The organism is Mizugakiibacter sp., from assembly GCF_039680435.1.
Lineage (GTDB): Bacteria > Pseudomonadota > Gammaproteobacteria > Xanthomonadales > Rhodanobacteraceae > Mizugakiibacter.
The window spans coordinates 1-21,154 of the sequence record NZ_JBDKSX010000122.1 but is presented as its reverse complement, the minus strand read 5'-3'; the positions used below and the strand labels follow the sequence as shown (position 1 = coordinate 21,154).

The window sequence follows — 21,154 nt, the reverse complement described above, 5'->3', positions numbered from 1 at the left end:
GCGCGAAATCGGGAGGCGACGCTTTAGAGTAGCAAACGCGCCGCGGCGTTCCCGGAATCGCGTCGGCCCGGGTTCAGCCCGCGGCCAGCCGGCGCGCGTCCAGCACGTTCGGCAGCGCGGCGAGCTTGGCCAGCAGCGCGGACAGTTGCTCGTAGTCGCGCACGCGCAGGGTGAAGCGCATGTCCACCTCGGCGGTGCGCGTGGCGACGCGGCTGGAGGAGGCGACGATGTGCGCGCCCATGTTGGTGATCAGGCCGGTGACGTCCTTGTGCAGGCCCTTGCGGTCGTAGCCGCGCACGTCGATGTCGACCTCGTAGGCCTGTGCCGGCGCGCGGCCCCATTCGACCTCGATCACGCGGTCGGGATCGCGCGCGCGCAGGCGCGCCAGCGCGCGGCAGTCGGTGCGGTGGATCGACACGCCGCGGCCGCGGGTGATGAAGCCGGCCACCGGATCGCCCGGCAGCGGCTGGCAGCAGCGCGCCAGCACGGTGAGCAGGTTGCCGATGCCCTGGATGGTCAGCGCGCCGCGGTCGGCGGGCGCGCTGCGCTGCAGCGGCGCCGAGGACTGCGTCACTTCGGGCGGCGCGGCCGGCTCCTGCAGCGCGCGCGCGACCTGGCCCGGCGTCACCTCGCCCAGCGCCAGCGCGACTAGCAGCTCGTCCTGGGTCTTCAGGTGGAAGCGGCCGGGCAGCTTCTCCGGCTCGGCGTTGGCCAGCGCGAGGCGCTTGAGCTCGCGCTCGAGGATGGCGCGGCCGGCGGCGAGGTTGGTCTCGAGGTCGGCGCGGCGGAACCAGGCGCGCACCTTCTCCTTCGCGCGCCCGGTGGCCAGGTAGCCGTGGTGTGGCGACAGCCAGTCGCGGCTGGGCTCGGACGCCTTGCCGGTGAGGATCTCGATGCGGTCGCCGCTGGCCGGCTGGAAGGTCAGCGGCACGATGCGGCCGTTGACCTTGGCGCCGCGGCAGCGATGGCCGACCTCGGTGTGCACGCTGTAGGCGAAATCGAGCACGGTGGCGCCGCGCGGCAGGTCGAACACCTCGCCCTTCGGCGTCAGCAGGTAGACGCGGTCCTCCAGCAGGTCGGTGCGAAAGCCGGCCAGCAGCGTGGCGTCGTCCTCGCCTTCGCCGCGGCCTTCCAGCAGGCGGCGCATCCACGCCACCTTGGCCTCGAAGCCGGGATCGACCGCGCCGCCTTCCTTGTAGCGCCAGTGCGCGGCGACGCCGAGCTCGGCGGCGCGATGCATGGCGTGGGTGCGGATCTGCACCTCCAGCGTCTTGCCCTCGGGGCCGATCACCGCGGTGTGCAGCGAGCGGTAGTCGTTGCCCTTGGGGCGCGCGATGTAGTCGTCGAACTCGCCGGGCACGTGCGGCCACAGCGAGTGCACCACGCCGAGCGCGGCGTAGCAAGCGGGCACGTCGTCGACCAGCACGCGCACCGCGCGGATGTCGTACAGCGCGGAGAAGTCGACGCCCTTGCGGCGCATCTTCTTCCAGATCGAGTAGATGTGCTTCGGCCGCCCCGCCAGCTCGGCGCGGATGCCGGCCTGCTGCAGCGCCGCGCCGAGCGCGCGCACGCAGCCGGCGATGTAGGTCTCGCGGTCGGCGCGGCGCTCGTCGAGCAGTTGCGCGATGCGCTTGTAGGTTTGCGGCTGCAGGTAGCGGAACGCCAGGTCCTCCAGCTCCCACTTCAACTGCCAGATGCCGAGGCGGTTGGCCAGCGGCGCATGGATGTCGGCGGTCAACTGCGCCAGCGCGCGGCGCTCGTCCTCGGGCAGCGCGGCGGCCGCGCGCATGCGCGCGAGCTGCCGGGCCAGCAGCACGAACACCACGCGCAGGTCGCGGATGATCGCCAGCAGCAGCCGGCGCAGGCCTTCCGCGCCGCCGCCCTGCGAACGCTGCGCGTGCAGCGCCCACACCCGCTCGGCGGCGAGCTGGCCCTCGACCAGGCGGCGCAGGCCCTCCGGCAGCGCGGCCGCCTGCGCCGGCCAGTCAACCGGCGCCGCGCGCGCGCGTTCGAACCAGACGGCGGCCGCGAGCGTTTCCTCGTCGCAGCCGAGCGCCTGCAGCAGGTCGAGCACCGCGATGCACTCCGCGGACGGGCCGGCCGACGGCGCAGCGGCCCGCAGCGCGGCGTCCAGCAGCGCGCCGCGGCCGCGCCAGGCGGCGGTACTCGAAGCCGATTGCGGAGAGGACGCCATGAACCGACCGAAAGGTCTGCGAAAGGACCGCAGTTTAGCCGTTGTGACGTACCGCACGGACCTTTGTGCCACGCCTGCCGCTTGCTATGATTGAATTTATGCCGACTCTCCGTCCGACCCTCCTCGCCGCCGCGCTGCTCGTCGCCGCGCTGCTGGCCGCCCCGATCCTGCATGCGCAACAGTCGTTCTCCTCGCTGGAAGAGCGCATGTCCTCCGCCGAATTCAAGGCCGCCGGCCTCGACAAGCTTTCGCCGGAAGAGCTGCAGACCCTCGACGACTGGCTGCGCACCCACGACACGGGCACCACGCGGATAGTCACCCCGAGCGGCCGGCCGGTGTTCTATCCGAACGAATCCGCGCGGACGGAAGTGCAGAGCCATCTGGTCGGCCACTTCGCCGGCTGGAGCGGAGCGAGCGTGTTCACCCTCGACAACGGCCAGGTGTGGAAGCAGGCCGAGTCGGGCGCCGCCACTTGCCCCGAGCGCGACAATCCCGGCGTCACCCTCAAGCCGATGCTGCTGGGCAGCTGGCTGATGTACGTGGAAGGCTGTAGCCAGAGCGTAAGAGTCCAGCGGGTACGCTGAGCGGCGCATCGCGACCCGATCGCCGCCGTCGCGCCGCCTGCACGGACCGCGGCGCGCCCGGCCCGGCGCCGCGGCGACCGCGATGCGCAATCCACCCGCCAGGGAGCCGACGCCATGAACCTGCTCCGCGCCCTGCGCCTGCCCCTTCTCGCCTGCCTGTCCGCACTGCCGCTGCTCGCGTCCGCCGCCGGGCCGGCGCAGCACGGCTTCTCCTCGCTCGAGGAGACCATGCCCTACGCCACTTTCAAGGAATTCGGCCTCGACCGGCTGAGCCCGGAGCAGCTCAAGGGCCTGAACGCCTGGCTGCGCGAGCACGGCATGCCCGACTCCGCCGGCGCCGCAGCCGCGCCCCCCGCCGCGGCGGCCGCGCCGACAGCGCGCGCCTTCAGCAGCCGCATCGCCGGCAAGTTCACCGGCTGGAGCTTCGACACCGTGCTGACGCTGGAGAACGGCCAGCAATGGCGCGTGCTCGACCACGACCCGGTGATGGCCAATCCGCGCGCGAATCCGAAGGTCAGCCTCGAGCCCGGCATGCTCGGCGGCTGGACGCTGAGCGTGGAAGGCACCCCCGGCATCGCGCACGTCGAGCAAGTGCAGTAAGCCGGGCGTTTCCCCGCGCGCGGCGACCCGGCCGCCGCGGCGCGGCGGAGCCGCGATGAAGCCGCTTGACCCAGCCTGGCGGCCTGCCCTGCGACGCCGCATTCCTGTCCCTCCCTCCCTGCCGGGGGAGGGGAAAAGCAAGAGCGCCAGCGCACTCGGGCCCGCGCGGCCGCTCAGCGCAGCGCCGCCAGCGCCTTCGCCAGGCGCTTGGGCGAGACCGGCTCGGCGGTCTTCAGCTCCTGCGCGAACAGCGACACGCGCAGCTCCTCGATCAGCCAGCGCAGCGTGTCCAGCTCGGCCGAGAGCGCGCCGCGCGCGCGCTTGAGGTATTCGCGCCAGTACGGCTGCACCTGCAGCATGCGCGCCTGGTCGCGCGCGGGATCCTGGCGCAGGCGTTCGGCGCGCAGGCGCATCGCCTTCAGGTAGCGCGGATAGTGCGCCAGCCGCGCGGCCGGCAGCTCGCGCAGGAAATGCGGCGCGAGCAGCGCCTCGCGCTGTTCGCGCAGGTCGTCGTAGCTGGCGCGCGCGAAGCCGAGCAGCGGCGGCTGCAGCCAGGGCGCCAGTTCGGCCTGCGCCTCGATGACCGGTTCGGCCAGTTGCAGCCGCTCGACCGCCGCGGCGAACAGCTCGCGCGCCAGTTCCGCGCGCAGCGCCTCGAAGCCGACGCGCGTGCGCACGTCGAGATCGCGCGCGGCCAGCAGCTCGGCGAAGCCGGCCTCGACCAGGTCCTCGCGCAGCGCCTCGACGCCGCCCAGCGGCGCGTACTTCAGCGCCAGCGCGTTGCCGATCGGCAACTGCCGGCGCGCGCGCTTGAATTCGGTCGCCAGCGCGTTGCGCAGCAGGCGGATGACGCCGGCGGCGTGCGCGGCGCGCGCCTCGTCCTCGCGCTCGAACACGCGCAGCGCGGCGGTCTCGCCGAGATCGACCAGCGCCGGATACGCCGCCAGCCCGCCGGCGGCGCGCACTTCGCGAGGGATGTCGTCGAAATCGAACGCGGCGACTTCCTCGCGCACCAGCTCGGTATCGGTCTTGCGCGCGAACGCCTCGCGTGCGCGCGCCGACCACTCGGCGCGGATCGCCTCGAGGTCGCGCCCCTCCGCCAGCACGCGGCCGGACTCGTCGTGCACGCAGAAGCGCATGCGCAGGTGCGCAGGCGGCTCGATGCCGGCGAAGGCGCCGGCGTCGATCGCCACGCCGGTGGTGCGCGCGAGGAACGCCGCCAGCGCGTCGGGCAGCGGCGCATCGCGCGCCGGCTCGGCTTCGACGAAGGCGCGCGCGAAGTCCGGCGCCGGCACGAAGTTGCGGCGCAGCGCCTTCGGCAGTCCGCGGATCAGCTCGGCGGCCTTGTCCGCCAGCAGGCCCGGCACCAGCCATTCGCAGCGCGCCGCCGGCACCGCGTTCAGCAGCGCCAGCGGCAGGTTCAGCGTCACGCCGTCGGCCGCGTCGCCGGGGACGAAGCGGTAGTCGAGGCGCAGGCGGTGGCCGGCCACCTCCAGCGCCGCGGGATAGGCGTGCGCATCCAGCGCGGTCGCGCTGTCCAGCACGTCGTCCAGCGTCCAGCGCAGCGCGGCCTGCGCGGCCGGCGTCGCCTTGCGGTACCAGGCGTCCAGCGCCGCCGCGCTGGCGACGTCGTCCGGCAGCTTGCCGGCGAAGAACGCGGCCAGCGCGTCTTCGGATTTCAGCAGGCCCTGGCGGCGCTGCTTCGCCTCCAGCTCGTGCGCCTGCTCCAGCACGCGCGCGTTGGCGCGCGCGAAGTCGGCGCGGCAGTCGATGTCGCAGCGGGCCAGCGCCTCGCGCACGAACACCGCGTGCGCCAGCGCCGGATCCTGGCGCTGGAAGGTGACCGCGCGCTTTTCCACCAGCACCAGCCCGAACAGCACCGCCTGCTCGTAGGCCACCACCACGCCGCGCTTGCGCGACCAGTGCGCGTCGCGGTGGCTGCGCCGGATCAGGTGCGCGGCCTGCTGCTCGATCCACTCGGGCTCGACGCGCGCGCAGGTCATGCCCCACACCTTGCCGCCGAGATCGACGATCTGCGCCGCCAGCAGCCACGGCGGCGCGGCCTTGACCAGCGCGGAACCTGGAAAGATCTGGAAGCGCCGCTCGCGCGTGCCGCGGTAGACGCCCTTCTCGTCCTTGTGGCCGACCTGGGTGGGCAGGCCGGCGAGGAGGCAGCGGTGGATGGTTTCGAAGCTGCGCGCCGCCTCGTCCTCACTCCCTCCCCTGCCTGCTTGGGAGGGGAGGGGTGGGGTGCTGTTGGCCGCAGCCGCCTTACCCCCTCCCGACCTCCCCCTGCGCGCAGGGGGAGGAGAAAGGCGTGCGGACGCAGCGACAGGCTGGGCATCCAGCTTCCACCCCAACTCCTGCACCACCAGCAACAACTGCCGATGCAGCTCGCGCCACTCGCGCATGCGCAGGAAGCTGAGGAAGTGCCGCGCGCACCAGTCGCGCAGCTTCGACTGGCTGAGTTCCTCGTGCGCGGCGCCGTAGGCCTGCCACAGGCGCAGCACGCCGACGAAGTCGGACTTCGGATCGGCAAACGCGGCATGCGCGGCATCGGCCTGCGCGCGCGCGTCGGCGGGGCGCTCGCGCGGATCCTGGGTGCTGAGGAAGGCGACGATCGTCAACAGCTCGCGCAGCGCGCCGCGCTGCTCGGCCTCGACCAGCATGCGCGCCAACTGCACGTCGATCGGCAACTTCGCCAGCGTGCGGCCGACCGCGGTGAGGCGGCGCCGCTCGTCGATCGCGCCCAGCTCGGTCAGGCGCCGGTAGCCGTCGGCGATCGCGCGTTCTTCCGGCGCGTCGAGGAACGGGAACGCCTCCACCTCGCCGAGGTCCAGCGCCAGCATGCGCAGGATCACGCCGGCCAGCGAGGAGCGCAGCAGCTCGGGGTCGGTATAGCGCGGCCGGTTGGCGTAATCGTCCTCGGCGTACAGCCGGTAGCACACGCCCGGGCCGACGCGGCCGCAGCGGCCCTTGCGCTGGTCGGCGGCGGCCTGCGAGATCGGCTCGACGTGCAGCCGTTCGAGCTGGCTGCGCTGCGAGTAGCGCTTGACGCGCGCGCCGCCGGTATCGACCACGTAGCGGATGCGCGGCACCGTCAGCGAGGTCTCGGCGACGTTGGTGGCGAGCACCACGCGGCGCTGCGGGCCGGGCTTGAACACGCGGTCCTGCTCGGCCGCGGACAGTCGCGCGTACAGCGGCAGCACCTCGGTATGGCGGTAGTTGCGCCGCGCCAGCGCGAGGTGCGCGTCGCGGATTTCGCGCTCGCCGGGCAGGAACACCAGCACGTCGCCGCGCGGGTCGGCGGCGCTGATCTCGTCCAGCGTCTCGGCAACCTGCTCGGTGAGGTTGGCCTCGCCGCGTTCCGGCGGCGGGCGCCAGCGCACCTCGACCGGCCAGGCACGGCCCTCGACCTCGACCACCGGCGCGCCGCCGAAATGCGCGGCGAAGCGCGCGGTGTCGATGGTCGCCGAGGTGACGATCAGCTTGAGGTCGGGCCGGCGCGGCAGCAGGCGCTTCAGGTAGCCCAGCAGGAAGTCGATGTTGAGGCTGCGCTCGTGCGCCTCGTCGACGATGATGGTGTCGTAGGCGCTCAGCCAGCGGTCGGAGCCGGTCTCGGCCAGCAGGATGCCGTCGGTCATGAACTTGACCAGCGTAGCGTCGCCGACCTGCTCGGTGAAGCGCACCTGGAAGCCGACCTGGCCGCCGACCGTCGTGCCCAGCTCCTCGGCCACGCGCCGCGCCACCGCGCGCGCGGCCAGGCGGCGCGGCTGGGTGCAGCCGATCAGGCCGGCCTCGCCGCGGCCGGCGGCGAGGCACAGCTTGGGCAACTGGGTGGTCTTGCCGGAGCCGGTCTCGCCGGCGACCACGACCACCTGGTGCGCGCGGATCAGGCGCACCAGTTCCTCGGCCTTGGCCGCGATCGGCAGCGACTCGTCGAGGCGGATCGCCGGCTTGGCCGCGGCGCGCGCGGCGCGGCGGGCGGCCGAGGCCTCGACGGCGGCGGCCAGCGCGGCCAGCCGCGCCGCATCCGGCTGGCGCACCAGCGCCCGCCAGCGCCCCAGCAGGCGCCCGTAGTCGCGCGTGCAGGCGCCGCCGAGCGCGGCGCGCAGCGCCTCGAGCGTTGTGTTTCGCCCCGCGGGCAACGTCTCGTTCATACGAACCGCGCATCATAGCCGCACGCTATCGGCGGCATCGACCGCTTTCATTTCCTTCCGCCGCCGCCGCGCACTAGGCTGACCGCACCCAGAGCTGAGGAGAAGCATCCCATGGCGATCGACATCGGCATTTCCAAGAAGGACCGGGAAGGCATCGCGAAGCACCTCGCCAAGCTGCTCGCCGACACCTATTCCCTCTACCTCAAGACCCACGCCTTCCACTGGAACGTGACGGGCCCGAGGTTCAACACGCTGCACCTGATGTTCGAGCAGCAGTACAACGCGCTGTGGACCGCGGCCGACGCCATCGCCGAGCGCATCCGCGCGCTGGACGTGACCGCGCCGGGCTCGTACACCCAGTTCGGCAAGCTCACCTCGATCAGGGAGGAAACCGGCGTGCCCGACTGGAAGGCCATGGTCCAGCAGCTCGTCGAGGGCCACGAGACCGTGGCGCGCACCGCGCGCGAGGCCTTCAAGGCCGCCGACAGGGCCGACGACCAGCCCACCGCCGACCTGGTCACCCAGCGCATGCAGGAGCACGAGAAGACGGCCTGGATGCTGCGCTCGCTGCTGAAGTGAGCGCGGGCAGCGCGCGCCGGCCGGGCTTCCGGCGGCGCGCCGCCTGACTTGCGCATGACCGGCGCCGCGGCTGCGCATTGAGCGCGCCGCGGCGCTTCGCTAAGCTCGCGGAGTTTTGTCGCCTTCCGGCCGCAGAGACCCGCTTGAGCCTCCCCCCCGCCCCGACCCGCCGCACGCTGTTCGCCGCCTTCCTGATGGCGACCGCGGTCGCGGCGATGAACTTCGGCCTGTGGTGGTGGGCGAACAGGCCGACCCGCGTGGTCGACTGGGACGGCCCGGTCGCCGGCTACGCGTTCAGCGCCTTCCAGCGCTATCAGAGCCCGTTCACCGACAGCTACCCGAACACGGCCGAGCTGGCCTCGGACATCGGCCTGCTGTCGAAGTACACCCACCGTCTCCGCACCTACTCGACGCTGGACAACCCCGAGATCCCGCGGCTCGCCCGCGACGCCGGGCTGCAACTGCTGGCCGGCGCCTGGCTGGACCGCCGCTGGGCGCACAACGAACGCGAGCTGGATGCGTTGATCGCCGCATCGCGGCGCTACCCGAACATCACCCGCGCGATGGTCGGCAACGAGGTGCTGCTGCGCAACGACATGACGCCGGCGCAGCTGATGGCCTACCTCGACCGCGCCCGCGCGGCGATCCGCCAGCCGGTGTCGACCGCCGAGCCGTGGCACATCTGGATGAAGTATCCGGAGCTGGCCGACCACGTCGACTACATCACCGTGCACCTGCTGCCGTACTGGGAAGGCGTGCCGCGCAAGGACGCCGTCGGCCAGTCGCTGATGCGCTACCAGCAGATCAAGCAGCTGTTCCCCGGCAAGCACGTGGTGATCGGCGAGATCGGCTGGCCGTCCAACGGCGATCGCTTCGAATACGCGCAGCCGTCGATCGCCAACGAGGGCATCTTCCTGCGCGAGTGGATGAACGTCGCCCGCGAGCGCGGCATCGACTACTACCTGATGGAAGCGTTCGACCAGCCGTGGAAGGAAAACCTCGGCGAAGGCCGCGTCGGCGCCTATTGGGGCATGTTCGGCGCCGACCGCAAGCTGAAGTTCCCGTTCGCCGGGCCGGTGATCGAGGACGTCGACTGGCCGTGGAAGGCGCTGGCCTCGGCGATGCTGGCGTTCCTGCCGATGCTGTGGTTCGCGCGCCGCTACGGGCGCTTCAAGCCGGCCGGGCGGCTGTTCTTCCTCGGCCTGATCCAGCTCGCCGCCGGCCTGATCGTGTGGTCGGTGACGGTGCCGTTCCAGTTCTACCTCGGCGTGATCGACTGGGCGATGCTGGTGATCCTGTTCCCGGCGCAGCTGGCAATCCTGGCCGTGCTGCTGATCAACGGCTTCGAGTTCACCGAGGTGCTGTGGCGGCGCAAGTGGCTGCGCCACGCCGGCCTGCGCGCGCCCGAGCCGGCCGCGTCGCAGCCGTTCGTGTCGATCCACCTGGCCTGCTACAACGAGCCGCCGGAGATGGTGATCCTCACCCTCGACTCGCTGGCCGCGCTCGACTACGCCAACTTCGAAGTCCTGGTGATCGACAACAACACCAAGGACGAGGCGATCTGGCGGCCGGTCGAGGCGCACTGCGCCAAGCTCGGCCCGCGCTTCCGCTTCTTCCACCTGGCGCCGTGGCCGGGCTTCAAGGCCGGCGCGCTGAACTTCGGCCTGAAGGAAACCGACCCGCGCGCCGACGTGGTCGCCGTGGTCGACGCCGACTACGTGGTGCGCCGCGACTGGCTGTCCGCGCTGACCGGCTACTTCCACGACCCCAAGGTGGCGGTGGTGCAGTGCCCGCAGGCGCACCGCGACTTCGAGCACAACCCGTTCCGGCGCATGACCGCGTGGGAGTACGACGGCTTCTTCCGCATCGGCATGCACCACCGCAACGAGCGCAACGCGATCATCCAGCACGGCACCATGACCATGGTCCGGCGCAGCGCGCTGGAAGGCACCGGCGGCTGGTCGGAGTGGACGATCTGCGAGGACGCCGAGCTCGGCCTGCGCCTGATGCACTCCGGCTACCAGCTGGTCTACGTCGACGAGCTGATGGGCAAGGGCCTCACCCCCGCCGACTTCAAGGCGTACAAGTCGCAGCGCACGCGCTGGGCGTTCGGCGCGATGCAGATCCTCAAGGGCCGCTGGGGCTGGATGGTGCGCAAGGGCCCGCTCTCCGGCGGCCAGCGCTTCCACTTCCTGACCGGCTGGTTCAGCTGGTTCGCCGACGCGCTGCACCTGGTGTTCACGCTGATGGCGCTGTTCTGGACCGCCGGCATGATCGGCCTGCCGCAGGTGTTCAGCCTGCCGATGCAGTTGTTCCTGGTGCCGGTGATCGGATTCTTCTTCGCCAAGGCGATCTTCGGCATCGTGCTGTACCGCGCGCGCGTGCCGTGCGGCTGGCGCGACACGCTGATGGCCTCGCTGGCAAGCATGGGCCTCAGCCACGCGATCGCGCGCGGCATCCTGCAGGGCTTGGTGAAGAAGAAGGGCGAGTTCGTCGTCACCGCCAAGAGCCGGCGCATCGGCGGCGGCGCGTTCGGCGCGTTCGCGCCGGTGCAGGAAGAGCTGATGATGGCGGTGGCGCTGGCGCTGGGCGCGGCCGGCATGATCCACGCCTTCGGCGGCACCTACATCGAGGGCAAGTTGTGGGTGACGATCCTCGCCGCGCAGTCGATCCCCTACCTGTCCGCGCTGGCCGGCGCCTGGGTCGCGCACCGCGCCGGTTCCGAGGTCGGCTGACCGTCCCGCCGCGTTGATGCAACGTGAACCTCCCGGCTGCTATAAGCGCAGCACGGGAAGGACCTCGCGATGCGCCGACCCCTGCGACGCCTTGGAAGCCTGCTGCTCGCGCTGACGCTGCTCGCCGCGCCGGCCGCGTGGGCGGCGCGGGTGACGGTGAGCGTCGACGGCATCGACGGCGCGCTGAAGGACGCGGTGCTGGCGTCCATCGAGATCCGCCAGTACGCGGCGCGCGACGTCACCGAGGCACAGGTGCGCCGCCTGTACCAGCGCGCGCCCGAGCAGGCGCGGCGCGCGCTGGAACCCCACGGCTACTACAACGCGCAGGTCCGCGGCGAGCTGCGCCGGGACGACGCCGGCTGGCACGCGACGCTGCACGTCGTACCCGGCGAGCCGGTCGAGGTCACCGCGCTGGAGATCGCGCTGGAGGCCCCCGCCGCCAAGCTGCGCGAGGTCGGGCAGGCGATCCGCCAGTTCCAGCCGAAGGTCGGCCAGCCGCTGGACCAGGCGGCGTACGAGAAGTCGAAATCCGCGATCGGCGCCGCGCTGACCGAGACCGGCTTCCTCGACGCGCGCCTGACCGTGCACCGCATCGAGGTCAGCCGCCGCGACAACCGCGCCACGATCCGCCTGGCCTGGGAGCCCGGCCGCCGCTACCGCTTCGGCGCCACCGAATTCCACGGTGCGCAATTCCGCCGCGGCTTCCTCGACCGCTACCTGCCGTGGAAAGCGGGCGACGACTTCGCGCTGAGCAAGCTGCTGGCGCTGCAGCGGCGCCTGACCGACGCCGACTACTTCGCCTACGTCGACGTCGAGCCGGACGTCGAGCACGCCGTCGACGGCGTGGTGCCGATCAAGGTCGGCGTGGCGCCGGCCAAGCGCACCGTCTACAGCGCCGGCATCTTCGTCGGCACCGACACCGGCCCGGGCGTGCGCGCGGGCATCCAGCGCCGCTGGATCAACGACCGCGGCCACAAGTTCGGCGTCGACACGCTGATCGCGCAGCGGCTGAAGACCGCCGCCGTCACCTACGGCATCCCCTACCCCGGGCCGAACGACCGCAGCTTCAACTTCGGCGCCAATTTCCGCGACGAGAACACCGCCACCACGCGCTCGCGCACGTTCGGCCTGGTCGCCAACGAAACCCGGCAGTGGCGCGGCTTCACCCGCACCGTCGGCGTGCACCTGCTGACCGGCGATTTCACCATCGGCAGCGGCCCCGCGGCCGAGCGCGGCAACACCACCCTGCTCTATCCGCAGGTGTCGCTGTCGAGGAAGCAGGGCGACGACCCGCTGTTCGTGCGCCACGGCTGGGCGTTCACCGTCGCCGCGCGCGGCGCTTCCGCCGGCCTGCTGTCGCAGGCCGACTTCGGCCAGATCGTCGCCGACGCCAAGTGGATCCGCGCGTTCAAGGGCCGCAACCGCCTGATCCTGCGCGGCAGCGCCGGCGTCACCTGGACCGACGCCTTCGACAAGCTGCCGCCGGAGCTGCGCTTCTTCGCCGGCGGCGACCGCTCGATCCGCGGCTACGGCTACCAGACCATCGGCCCGAAGAACGACGCCGGGCTGGTGATCGGCGGCAAGAACCTCGCCGTCGCCAGCGCGGAAGTCGAGCACTACTTCACGCGCAACTGGGGCATGGCCGCGTTCGTCGACGCCGGCGACGCGTTCACCTCGACCGCCGACTTCCGCCTGAAGACCGGCGTCGGCCTGGGCGTACGCTGGCGCTCGCCGGTCGGCATGGTGCGCGTCGACCTCGGCACGCCGGTGCGCGACAGCCAGCGCCACGGCGTCGAGCTGCACATCGTGATCGGGCCCGATCTATGAGATGGCCGCGCCGGTTCGCGCTGTTCCTGCCCGCGCTCGCGCTGCTCGCGGGCGGCGCGCTGGCGTGGCTGCTGTACACGTCATCGGGCCTGCATTTCGCGCTGGCGCGCGCCGAAGGCCTGCTGGACGGCCGGCTCGCCGTGCGCGGCGCGACGGGTACGCTGGCCGGACCGCTGGCGCTGCAGGACGTGCGCTGGCGCGACGCCGGCGTCGAGGCGCGCATCGCGCGCGTGCAGCTCGACTGGTCGCCGTGGCCGCTGCTGGCGAAGCGCCTGCACGTGCGCATGCTCGACGTCGATGGCGTGGACGTGGCGCTGACCGCACGGCCGCCGCAGCCGCAGGCGGCAACCGCATTCGATCCGCGTCCGCCGCTGGACATCCGGCTGGACCGCCTGCGCGTCGCCCGCATCCGCATCGTCCGGAACGGCGCGCCGGCGTTCGCGGCCGACAGCCTCGATTTCGCCGGTGCGTGGACGCGCGACGGCTTCGAGGCGCGCCGGCTGGCGCTGCGCGCGCCCGCCGGCAGCGCCGACCTCGCCGGCACGCTGGCGCTGCGCCGCGGCTATCCCGGCAACGGCCGCGCGCAGTTCGACTGGCGGATCGGCACCGCGCGCTATGCCGGCACGCTCGGCGCCGCCAGCGACGGCAGGCGTGCGACCTTCACGCTGGCGCTGACGCAACCCGCGACGGCCACGTTGAACGCCACGCTGACGGCGGACGCCACGCGGGCCTGGACGCTGGCGCTGGACGCGCCCGCGTTCGATCCGGCGCCGCTGCTCGGCACGAGCGCGCTGAAGTCGCTGGGGCTGCGCCTCGACGGCCGCGGCGACCGCGGCGGCGGCGACCTGCGCGGCCGCATCGATGCCAACGGCCACCGCGTGCTGATCGACCCGCTGCGCTTCGCGCTGACGCCGGGCCTGCTGCGCGTCTCGACGCTGACGCTGCGCTCGCCCGAAGCCAAGGGCGCGCTGCAGGCGCACGGCGACGTGCAGCTGAAGGCGCAACCCGTCGCCGCCGAATTCGCGGTGGCCTGGCGGGACGTGGTGCTGCCCGCCGACCTGGCCGGACAGGCGCTGGCCACGCGCGGCGACCTGCACCTCGCCGGCAGCGCCGCGCGCTACGCCGCACAAGGCAGCTTCGCGCTGGGGCCGCCGCGGCACGTGGCCGATTTCGCCGTGGTGCTGGACGGCACGCCGCGGCAGGTCGCGCTGCAGACGTTGCGGCTGGTGCAGCCGCAGGGCGATCTCGACGCGCACGGCACGCTGACCCTGCAGCCGCGCTTCGGCTGGGACATCGACGCGGTCGCCAAGCGCCTCGACCCCGGCGCGTTCTTCGCCGACTGGCCCGGCGCGCTGGATTTCCGTCTCGCCAGCCGCGGCACGCTGACCGACCGCGGGCCGCAGGCGACGCTGAAGCTCGACCGCGTCGGCGGCACGCTGCGCCGCCGCCCCGTGCGCGGCGGCGCCGACCTGCGCCTGGCACCGGATTACGTGCTCGACGGCTCGCTCGAACTCGCTTCCGACACCAGCCGCGTCGGCATCGCCGGCCGCGGCGGACACACCACCGACGCCACGGTGACGCTGGCGATCGCTTCGCTGGGCGACTGGCTGCCGCAGGCGTCCGGCCGTCTGGACGGCCGTTTCGACATCGCGGGCCGCTGGCCGCGGCTCGCCGTGCGCGGCCGCCTCGACGCCGCGAAGCTCGGCTACGCGGGCGCGCGGGCCGCCACGCTGCGGCTGCAGGCCGACCTGCCCGACGCGAGCGCGCCCGGCGGCAGGCTCGACCTCGACGCACGCGACGTCGCGCTGGGCGGCTTCGCCTTTTACCGCATCGACCTGCGCGGCGACGGCGTCGCGGCAAAGCACGCGCTGCGCCTGGACGCGCGCGGCGCGCAGCTCGGCGTCGCGCTGGCGCTCGACGGCAGCTACCGCAACGCCGCGTGGAGCGGCACGCTGGCCGCGCTGCGGCTCGAACCCACCGGCTTGCCGGCGTGGACGCTGCAACAGCCGGCGCAGCTCGGCTGGCGCGACGGCGCGGCCAGCCTGTCGCAACTGTGCCTCGCCGCCGGCGAGCCGCGGCTGTGCGTGTCCGGCCAGCGCGACGCGCGCGGCACGGCGCGCGCGAACTACAGCCTCACGCGCATGCCGATCGCCCTGCTCGCCGCGCTGGCGGCGCCCGACGCTCCGCTACGCATCGACGGCACGCTCGACGGCAGCGGCGAACTGCGCCGCGATGCGAACGGCGCGCTGTCCGGCCGCGCCGGCCTGCGCTCGGCGGCAGGCGGCGTCGTCTACACGGAACGCCCCGAACAGCCCCTGCTCGGCTGGCGCGAGTTCGCCGTGGACGCCACGCTCGCGCCGTCCGCACAGCGCGCGACGCTGCGCGCCGCGCTCGCCGACGGCGGCCGCATCGACGGCGAAGCGACGCTCAGCGGCGCACAGCGAGCGCTGTCCGGCGCGGTGAGCGTGAACCTGCCCAGCATCGCCTTCGTCGAGCTGCTGACGCCGCAACTGGCCGCGGTGAAGGGCGCGCTCGACGGCCGCTACGCGCTGGGCGGCACGCTGGCCGCGCCGCGCGTGGCCGGCCGGATGACGCTGCGCGGCTTCGCCGCGGAAGTGCCGGCGGCCGGGCTGAAGCTGCACGACGGCGAGCTGGCGCTGGATGCGCGCGACGCCGAACACTTCGAGATCGACGGCCGCGTCGCCTCCGGCCAGGGCGCGCTGGCGGTGAAAGGCAGCGTCAGCACGCGGCCGGCCGAGCCGCTGCGGCTGGACATCCGCGGCGAAGACTTCCTGGCCGCCGACATTCCCGCCGCGCGCGTGCGCGTCACGCCCGATCTCGCCGTCACGCGCGCCGACGGCGTCTACGCCATCGGCGGAAGCGTGGCGATTCCCGCCGCCGACGTCGATCTGGCCAGGCTGCCCGGCGGTGGCGCGGCGCGGCGCTCGCCGGACGTCGTGATCGTCGACGCGCCGGCGGCGGAGGGCGGGGCGCCGCTGCCGGTCAACGCCGACGTCACCGTCGTCCTCGGCGACCAGGTGCACCTCAAGGGCTTCGGCCTGGACGGCAAACTTGGCGGCCAGCTCGCGGTGCGCGACCGCCCCGGCAAGCCCACCACCGCGCGCGGCGAGGTCCGTGTCGACGGCACCTACAAGGCCTACGGCCAGAACCTCGGCATCGAGCGCGGCCGCCTGCTGTTCGCCGGCACGCCGATCGACAACCCCGGCCTCGACATCACCGCGGTGCGCAAGCTGCCCGACGTCACCCCCGGCCTGCGCGTGCAGGGCACCGCCGCGCAGCCGCTGCTGACCGTGTTCTCGGATCCGCCGATGGAGCAGTCCGAGGCGCTGTCCTACCTCGTCACCGGCCGGCCGCTGTCGGCACTGAAGAGCGGCGAGGGCGACATGCTCGGCTCCGCCGCGCAGGCGCTCGGCACGGCCGGCGGCGACCGCCTGGCCAAGCAGATCGGCAGCCGGCTCGGCATCGAGGAGATCGGCGTGTCCACCAGCGACGCGCTGGGCGGCGCCGCGTTCAGCGTCGGCAAGTATCTCTCGCCGCGCCTCTACCTCGGCTACGGCGTCGGCCTGTTCAGCCCCGGCGAAGTGGTGACGTTGCGCTACACGCTGACCCGGCACCTGCGCTTCGAGGCGCAGAACGCCACCACCGGCAGCCGCGCCGGCCTCGACTACCGCTACGAGCGTTGAGGCGCGCCCCGCGCAACCGTAGGGCGGAATCCGCGCAGCGGCTTCCGCCTTGTCGCGCACAGCCGCAGTCCACACGCGGCAGAAGCGCCGCTGCGCGGCGATTCCGCCCTACGCGACGCACGGCGCGCGGCGTCAGTACGCCGCGCCGCCGGCTTCGCCCCAGGCCACCACGCCCCACACCAGCGCCGCGGCGATCGCCAGCAGCAGCCACGCGCGCCATCCGGGCGCGAAGCGCAGCGCGACCGCCGCCGGCCAGCGCTTCCAGCCGTGCAGCATCGGCGCGATCAGGTTGTCGCGCTTGAACGCGAGGTGCGCGAACACCGCGACGAGGTGCAGCGCGACCAGCGCCAGCAGCACGACCCGGTTGAACTTGTGCAGCGCGGTCATCAGCGCCACCGCACCGTCGGAGACGCGGCTGCTCAGCGGACCGAACAGGGTGATGTCGTCGCTGCCGAACAGGCCGCTGACGCCCTGCACCGCGAGGCACAGCAGCAGCGCCAGCACCGACCAGCCGCCCAGCGGATTGTGGCCGAGCGTGCGCGCCTCGCGCCGCGCCAGCGTCGCGCGCAGGTACGCGGCGACGCGCGCGGGCCCGCGCACGAAGTCGGCGAAGCGGCTGCTCCGCGAGCCGGCGAAGCCCCAGGCGACGCGGAACAGCACCAGCGCCAGCGTCGCGTAGCCGAAGCGGAAGTGCCAGTCCATCGACAGCCAGTGCCACTCGGCGGTGCCGTACTGCAGCAGCACCAGCGCGGCCAGCGCCCAGTGCGTCAGGCGCGTCGGCAGGTCCCATACCTTCACGCGGTGCATGGTGGGCTCCATCGTTGCCTCATCGAGGGATACGCGTCGCGCCGACGCCGCTTGTCCGCCGCCCGCCTTCCCCTGCCGCGAGGGAAAGCCTTCGCAGGAGCCTGCGGGCAGGCGACCCCGGCGCCATGCCCGCGCAAAGCAGGCGCCTTGCGCCGCCGCCCCGCTTCCGTGCGGGGCGGAGAGGGAGGCGCGCGCAGCAGGAATCTCGACCGGTCCACCGCCGCGTCCGTTTCGCCGGGCGGACGAGGCTCACGCCACGCCCAGCCCTTCGATGCCCGCGATCGCCGCGCCGTCGAAGCCGGCCAGCGCGGCGAAGGTGCGGCCGCGCTCGGCGTAGTTGCGGAACTGGTCGAAACTGGGCGCGCCGGGCGACAGCAGCACGCAGCCGCCGGGCGGCGTCAGTGCACGCGCCTGCGCCACCGCATCGGCGAGGTCGGCACAACGCGCGGCCACGGCGACGCCCGCCGCGGCCAGCTCGTCGGCGATGCGCGCGCCGCTGGCGCCCTGGCAGACCAGCGCGTGCGGCGGCTGCGTGCGCATGCGCGCGACGAAACCCGACCAGTCCAGTCCGCGGTCGTGGCCGCCGACGATCAGCGTGACCGCGCGCCCGTGCACGCTGTCCAGCGCGGCCAGCGCCGCCTGCGGCGTGGTGCTGATCGAGTCGTTGATCCAGGCGATGCCGCCGCGCTCGCCCAGCGGCTGCAGCCGGTGCGGCAGCGCGCGGAACGTGCGCAGCGCCGGTGCCGCCGCGCGTGCATCGAGATCGAGCAGTTCCAGCGCGGCCAGCGCGGCGCAGGCGTTCAGCGCGTTGTGCGCGCCGGGCAGCGGCAGCTCGGTCAGCGGCAGCAGCGCTTCGTCCACGCGGCGGATCGCGCCGTCGGCGACATGCCAGCCTTCGGCGTCGCCGAACGTGCGGCGCCGCGGATGCGCCGCGGTCAGTTGCAGCAGCCGCGGCTGCGTGGCGTTGACCAGCAGCGTGCGCGCGGCGTCGGCCAGCGCCAGCTTGTCGGCGACGTAGCGCTCGCGCGAGCCGTGCCAGTCGAGGTGTTCCTCGTACAGGCTGGTGATCGCGGCGAGCTCCAGCGGCCCGGCCTCGCGGGTCTGGAAGCTGGACAGCTCGACCACCCACAGCTCCGCCTGCGCGTCGAGCAGTTCCAGCAGCGGCATGCCGATGTTGCCGGCCAGCGCGGTGCGCACGCCGAGGCTGCGCGCGAGGTGCGCGACCAGCGCCGTGGTGGTGCTCTTGCCCTTGGTGCCGGTGACCGCCACCACGCGCGCGTCGGGCCGCTCGCCGAACCACAGCGCGGTGCCGGAGGTGAAGCGCGTGCCGCGCGCGGCCGCGGCGGCGATCTCGGGACGGTACGCGCCGATGCCGGGCGACTTCACCACCACGCCGTGACGCGCCAGCGCGTCGGCATCCGGCGGCGCATCGACCACGCGCACGCCCTCGGCGAACGCCGCGCGCGCGGCGTCCGCTTCGGCAGGCAGGCAGTACAGCGTCAGCGGCGTGCGCGGCGCTCGCGCGCGCAGCGCGGCCAGCGCGGCGCGGCCTTCGCGGCCGTAGCCCCACACCGCGACGTCGGCGCGCTCAAGTTCCGCGAATCGCATCCAGCGCTCCGGCCAGCCGCGCGGGCACGAGGTGCTCGCCGCCCGGCTCCAGCCACGGCTCCAGCGCGAGCTGCGCGGCGAGGATCTGCGGGCGGATCTCCTCGCGGTAGCGCGCCACCAGCGCGTCCTCGCGCCACTCCGGCCGCGCCGCCAGCGCCTCCATCGCCGCGCGCGCTTCGGCGCCCTCGCCGACGCACTCGAACGGCTTGTGGTCGCGGTACTCCATCAGCGCGTCGAAGCCCGGCGCCTGCGCGTCGTCGTCCAGCAGGTTCTGGCCGAAGATCGCCAGCAGCCGCGGCTTGGGCAGGAACGGCGCCAGCGCCAGGAACACGAAGTGGCACTTCGGGCACTGTCCGCACCAGCGGTCGGCGGGACGCGGGCCGAGGATGCGGAAATTGCGGTTGCAGCTCGAGAACACGTCGAAGTACTGCGGCAGCCGCGCGAACGCGCGCGTCACCGCCAGCTCCGGGAACGGCCGCAGCAGCGAGCAGTAGTGCAGGTCCGCGGCGACGTGCGCCTTGAGATACGCGTGCAGCATGCGCTCGAACGCGAAGCTCTTGCTCCACTGGTGGTTGACCGCCTGCCCCTCGTACTCCAGCGTCGCGCTGGACGCCGAGCGCTCGTTGGCGAAGGCGATCGCGTCGTAGCCGTACAGCAGCGCGGCGCAGACGAGGATCGCCGAATTCACCGCGGTCACCGGGATGTGGCCGTTCAACGCGCCGAGGCGGTTCAGTTCGAACAGCAGCGGCGACAGCTCGCGGCCGATGTTGAGCATCGGCAGGCCGGTGCGCGCGGCGCAAGCCTCGATCAGCGCGGAGCGTCCGACCCACACCGCGGTGGCGTCCTCGCCGATGCGCTTCAGCGCTTCCACCACGACCAGCGAATCCTTGCCGCCGCCGATCGGCGCCAGCGTGCGCCGCGGCAGGCCGAGCGTCGCGGCCGGCGCGGCCGCCGCGCCGTCGCGCGGGAAGCGGATGCGCCCGCGCAGGTCGAGCTTGTTGCGGTAGGCGAACTCGGCGAGGCCGTGCAGGTACAGCGCGTCCAGCAAGGACGCCGTGTCCGGGCCGGGCGTCCAGCCCTCGACCACGATGCGCTCCGGCACGCCCGCCTTGTAGTAGCTGACGCCGGCGACCAGGTGCAGCAGCCGCAGCGCCGCGGCGAACGCCTCGCGGCGCGCGGCCGGCAGCGCCGGCGCATCCGGATACAGGATGCGCTCGACCAGCTCGGGGCCGTCGTCGAACGCGTACACGAGTTCGGCCACGCCGTCGGCATAGCCGCAGCGCACGAAGCGGAAGGCCTGCGCCTGGCGCGGGTCGGTCAGGGCCGGCGCGCTCACGACGCGCTCCTGCCTGCCACCCTCTCCCCACCGGGGAGAGGGCCGGGGTGAGGGGGCGCCGCCCCAAGGGCGGCGAACACGCTTTCGAGCACGGCGTCGGTTTGCGTCAACACGGCATCGTTCCAGAACCTGAGTACGCGGAATCCCGCTTCGGCCAGCTTCGCGCTGCGCGCGGCGTTCGCGTCGGCATTGTCCGCATGTTGCCCGCCGTCGAGTTCGATCACCAGCCTCGCTTCCAGGCAGACGAAATCCACGATGTACGTTTCGACCGGATGCTGGCGCCGGAACTTCCATCCCTGGAAGTGGCGACCGCGAAGATGCCGCCACAACATCCGCTCCGCATCGGTCATGCGCTCCCGCAGACCGCGCGCCAGGGGAACGTTAGGCCGTTTCACGGCCTCCCCCTCACCCTAACCCTCTCCCCGCTGGGGAGAGGGGATCAAGACAAGAGTCGAACCTCGCGACCGCCACCGCAGCACCGCTCCAATCGCTATCTGCTGCACCGCGCCCACCGGCGTCGGTGAGCCGCGCCCGTCCCCCTCTCCCCAACGGGGAGAGGGCCGGGGCAAGGGGGACGCGCGCAGCGCGCTGCATTGCGTGCATCAACGCCATCGCACCAATCCGATCACCATCGCCCCACCCCGCTTGTCTCCCTCTCCCCAACGGGGAGAGGGTCGGGGTGAGGGGGACGCGCGCAGCGCGCCGCTCTGCATGTCCCACCACCATCGCACCGATCCGATCACCATCGCCCCACCCCGCTTGTCCCCCTCTCCCCAGCGGGGAGAGGGCCGGGGCAAGGGGGACGCGCGCAGCGCGCTGCTCTGCATGTCCCACCACCATCGCACCGATCCGTCCATGGCGACCGCATCCCGCTTGTCTCCCTCTCCCCAACGGGGAGAGCAACTGTGTTGATCGTCAAGCCGGTTTTGCCAGATCGGGGTTCCAGCGTGTGCCGTCGCGGACCATGGCATTGAGGATGGTGAGCAACTTGCGCATGCAGGCGACGATGGCGACCTTGGC

The 21,154-nt window shown here is 73.1% G+C and carries 12 protein-coding genes; 6 read left to right on the top strand and 6 right to left on the bottom strand.

Features of this window, described 5'->3' with window-relative positions:
* Positions 1 to 73: 73 nt before the first annotated feature.
* A complete protein-coding gene (locus ABFC67_RS13065; protein WP_346738472.1) occupies positions 74 to 2,194 on the bottom strand; it encodes a bifunctional (p)ppGpp synthetase/guanosine-3',5'-bis(diphosphate) 3'-pyrophosphohydrolase in 2,121 nt (706 codons plus the stop codon).
* 98 nt (positions 2,195 to 2,292) lie between these two features.
* Between ABFC67_RS13065 and ABFC67_RS13060 the strand changes: the two genes are divergently transcribed.
* Positions 2,293 to 2,778, top strand: coding sequence for a hypothetical protein (locus ABFC67_RS13060; RefSeq protein ID WP_346738471.1), 486 nt, complete (start codon positions 2,293 to 2,295; stop codon positions 2,776 to 2,778).
* Positions 2,779 to 2,892: 114 nt separating this feature from the next.
* Entirely contained in the window at positions 2,893 to 3,378 is a 486-nt protein-coding gene (locus tag ABFC67_RS13055; RefSeq protein WP_346738470.1) for a hypothetical protein, read from the top strand.
* 173 nt (positions 3,379 to 3,551) lie between these two features.
* Here the strand turns inward: ABFC67_RS13055 and hrpA are convergent, their stop codons facing one another.
* The gene (gene hrpA / locus ABFC67_RS13050; RefSeq protein WP_346738469.1) at positions 3,552 to 7,538 is read right to left on the bottom strand and encodes an ATP-dependent RNA helicase HrpA; all 3,987 of its coding nucleotides are present in this window, start codon (positions 7,536 to 7,538) and stop codon (positions 3,552 to 3,554) included.
* Positions 7,539 to 7,649: 111 nt separating this feature from the next.
* Here hrpA and ABFC67_RS13045 point away from each other — a divergent pair, with 111 nt between their 5' ends.
* The 4 genes from ABFC67_RS13045 (at position 7,650) to ABFC67_RS13030 (ending at position 16,383) form a co-directional block, all read left to right on the top strand.
* On the top strand, positions 7,650 to 8,117 hold the full coding sequence (locus tag ABFC67_RS13045) for a Dps family protein (protein WP_346738468.1): 468 nt from the start codon (positions 7,650 to 7,652) through the stop codon (positions 8,115 to 8,117).
* Positions 8,118 to 8,311: 194 nt separating this feature from the next.
* Positions 8,312 to 10,852 carry a glycosyltransferase gene (locus tag ABFC67_RS13040; protein ID WP_346738476.1) on the top strand — a complete coding sequence of 847 codons (2,541 nt, stop codon included), beginning with the start codon at positions 8,312 to 8,314 and terminating at the stop codon, positions 10,850 to 10,852.
* 69 nt (positions 10,853 to 10,921) lie between these two features.
* Positions 10,922 to 12,679: an autotransporter assembly complex family protein gene (locus ABFC67_RS13035; RefSeq protein WP_346738467.1), complete on the top strand. Its 1,758-nt coding sequence runs from the start codon at positions 10,922 to 10,924 to the stop codon at positions 12,677 to 12,679.
* Positions 12,676 to 16,383, top strand: a complete 3,708-nt coding sequence (locus tag ABFC67_RS13030; protein WP_346738466.1) for a translocation/assembly module TamB domain-containing protein — start codon at positions 12,676 to 12,678, stop codon at positions 16,381 to 16,383. Before ABFC67_RS13035 ends, ABFC67_RS13030 begins: the two co-directional genes overlap by 4 nt.
* Before the next feature lie 132 nt (positions 16,384 to 16,515).
* On the opposite strand, the gene ABFC67_RS13025 is transcribed toward ABFC67_RS13030, so the two are convergent.
* The 4 genes from ABFC67_RS13025 to ABFC67_RS13010 all read right to left on the bottom strand — a co-directional run bounded on the left by ABFC67_RS13025 (position 16,516) and on the right by ABFC67_RS13010 (position 20,484).
* Entirely contained in the window at positions 16,516 to 17,190 is a 675-nt protein-coding gene (locus tag ABFC67_RS13025; RefSeq protein ID WP_346738465.1) for a cytochrome b/b6 domain-containing protein, read from the bottom strand.
* A 249-nt stretch (positions 17,191 to 17,439) separates the two neighbouring features.
* On the bottom strand, positions 17,440 to 18,798 hold the full coding sequence (murD, locus tag ABFC67_RS13020; RefSeq protein WP_346738464.1) for a UDP-N-acetylmuramoyl-L-alanine--D-glutamate ligase: 1,359 nt from the start codon (positions 18,796 to 18,798) through the stop codon (positions 17,440 to 17,442).
* Positions 18,779 to 20,134 (bottom strand): UDP-N-acetyl-alpha-D-muramoyl-L-alanyl-L-glutamate epimerase, encoded by a 1,356-nt coding sequence (gene murL / locus ABFC67_RS13015; RefSeq protein WP_346738463.1) that lies wholly within the window; start codon positions 20,132 to 20,134, stop codon positions 18,779 to 18,781. The genes murD and murL overlap by 20 nt, the downstream gene beginning before the upstream one ends.
* A complete protein-coding gene (locus ABFC67_RS13010; RefSeq protein ID WP_346738462.1) occupies positions 20,131 to 20,484 on the bottom strand; it encodes an endonuclease domain-containing protein in 354 nt (117 codons plus the stop codon). Before ABFC67_RS13010 ends, murL begins: the two co-directional genes overlap by 4 nt.
* Between the last annotated feature and the right edge of the window lie 670 nt (positions 20,485 to 21,154).